At 54.0% G+C, this 252-nt stretch carries 1 pseudogene; it reads right to left on the bottom strand.

The annotated features are described in order from the left end of the window. Positions 1-252: pseudogene (locus tag LI164_RS15815) on the bottom strand (virulence-associated E family protein); the annotation flags it as partial.

Below are 252 nucleotides of genomic sequence, written 5' to 3'. Positions count from 1 at the left end.
CCCAGTCTGCCGGGGAATTTAAGTTCCCCAGCGCTTCCTCATAAAGCTGCTTGGAGCATACCCTGTCACCGGTGTAGTCCTCCAAATAGGCGTAGATCATGCCAGCCTGTGTGTCCTCCTGCATGAAGTCCTGCTGATGGGCGTTCAGGTATCGGTTCATTTCTATGCTGAATGACAGCTTATACTTCCCACTGCGGTAAACCGTCATGGCTTCCGCCCACATCTGTTCGATATACGCCCTCGCCGCCGCTT

The organism is Dorea sp. 210702-DFI.3.125, from assembly GCF_020560945.1.
Classification (GTDB): domain Bacteria; phylum Bacillota; class Clostridia; order Lachnospirales; family Lachnospiraceae; genus Dorea; species Dorea formicigenerans.
This window is presented reverse-complemented; position numbering and strand designations above follow the sequence as displayed.